The sequence below is a fragment of the Dietzia sp. SYD-A1 genome (assembly GCF_015356725.1).
In the GTDB taxonomy this organism is placed as follows: domain Bacteria; phylum Actinomycetota; class Actinomycetes; order Mycobacteriales; family Mycobacteriaceae; genus Dietzia.
Window position 1 is genome coordinate 1 of sequence record NZ_JADDKI010000545.1, and the last position, 1,940, is coordinate 1,940.

Sequence of the window (1,940 nt, forward strand, 5' to 3'; positions counted from 1 at the left end):
GATCGCACTGGGCGCCCTGCTCACCTGGTCGCTCGTGGAGCGGTCCATCGCGACGCCCGGGACGAGCCTGCGCGTCGCGATGGACCGCTCCACGAGCGACCAGGTGAGCAGGGCGCCCAGTGCGATCACGGGCTCGGGACGCAGCCCGTTGTTGAACGCCATCCAGAAGGCCAGGAACAGCGCGGCGCCCGTCCACCGTGGCCGGTGCCAGGTTCGGGCGAGCCGGCCCAGGCGCGGGACCACCTCCCGGCTGATGATCAACCAGGCCAGGATTCCGCACGCCAGGGTGGGCAGGCGCATCCACGGGCTCGCCGTCGACACCTCGGCGAACACCCGGAGGATCTCGTAGTACCACCCCACGGGGGACTCGGGGGAGCCGAGCCAGCGGTAATAGTTGGCCATGTAGCCGCTGGGCCCGGCCGAGCGGGCCATGGTGAGCAGGTAGCCGTCGTCGGAGGTGTTGGCACCGACGAGATGCCAGAACCCCAGGACTCCCACCACCACGCCGTCCACGGCCGACAACCGGGTCCACGAGCGGGGGACGAACCGACGGTCGGACCGGCCGTCGATCCCGTCGAGGCGGTGCAGGAACACCACCGAGGCGAGTGTGGCCAGGACGCCCAGCGCCATCATCGCCAGCTTGAGCGCGGTGGGACTGGACGAGTACCGGGAGTCGACGGTGATCTCCACCGTCGACGAGTCCAGCCCCTCCGGCGCCGAGGCGGGCGTCAGGTCCGTGAAGATCCCCGTGACCTGCGGGCGCATGGTCCCGGGGACGGCCGCGCGGACCGGGTCCTCACCGTCCGCCTCCCCGTTCGGCTGCCCGTTCTCCGCGGCGCCCCCGTCCGCACCCTCGTCGTCGGACAGTCCGGTCAGCTCGGCGACCAGGATCCCGACCTCGGCCCGTACCCGCAGGGACCCGCAGTCCGGGTCCCGGAGGGCGGACAGCGGGACCGAGAGCAGGGGCGTGTTCCTGACCGCCACCTCGATCGCGGGGTCGCCCGCGGCGTCCGTGGAACGTTGCACCACCAGACCGTCGGAGATCCGGCCCGGGGCGCCGTCGGGCAGGGTCGAGAACACGATCGTGTCGTCGGGGACCTCGGCCAGCGGGCCGCAGGGGGCGGTGATGGTCAGGTCGAGCGGCCTCCCGGAGACCAGGGGGGCGGTGACGGAGGCGTAGTCGGGTCCGGCGGTCCAGCGCACCTCGGTGGTGTCCTGGTGGACAGGCAGGAGACCGGCGAGGATCGCCAGGAACGCGCCGAGGAAGCCGGTGATGACGGCCATGCGACGGTCGCGGTCGATCCCCGGGTACGGGTGCAACCCGAGGGGGCTCCCGTCGCTCGTCGTCACGGTGTGGTCACCTCATCGCACCACGATCACGGCGAACGGACCCACGTCGTGGACCTCGAAGTGGGGTCCGGTCACGGCCTCCGAGGGGATGGTGACGCCGAACCGGCGGACGTTGGGGTCGTTGGGGTAGGTGTCCTCGGCCAGGCGCAGGGTGTACCCGGAACCCGACGGGCGGGCGACCACGGCGTCCGGGCGTCTCCAGGGCGTGTCGGTCATCATCGCGTACAACTCGTCCGCGCTCGTGGCGTCCTCCCAGCCGATCATCGTCTCGTTGCGTTCGGCGTACCGGCCGAGCGGGTTGGCGTAGTGGGAGGTCACCGCCTGGTAGGCCAGGTACGGGTGGTAGGCCAGGAAGGCGTCGGCGGTGCTGGCCACGACGAGGTCGGTCCTCTCGCGGCCCGGGAACGCCTCGAGGATGACGCTGTCGATCTCGGCGTAGTGGGATTCCGGTCCGGGCGGGTAGCGGTCCGCGCGCTCGCCGTCGCCGTCGGTGTCGGTGTAGGCCAGGCGGATCTCCTCGTGCAGGTGATCGGGGATCCCCTGCGCGTGGGCGACTGCGGCGAGGGTGGCCATGACGCCCACGCGCAGGG

The 1,940-nt window shown here is 71.9% G+C and carries 2 protein-coding genes; both read right to left on the reverse strand.

Annotation, left to right across the window (positions count from 1 at the left end):
• The coding region (locus IY392_RS16700; RefSeq protein WP_309234207.1) for an arabinosyltransferase domain-containing protein at positions 1-1,350 on the reverse strand (1,350 nt) is incomplete at its 3' end.
• A 12-nt stretch (positions 1,351-1,362) separates the two neighbouring features.
• Positions 1,363-1,940 (reverse strand): arabinofuranosyltransferase (locus tag IY392_RS16705; protein WP_194861835.1); only part of this gene is annotated, 578 nt, incomplete at its 5' end.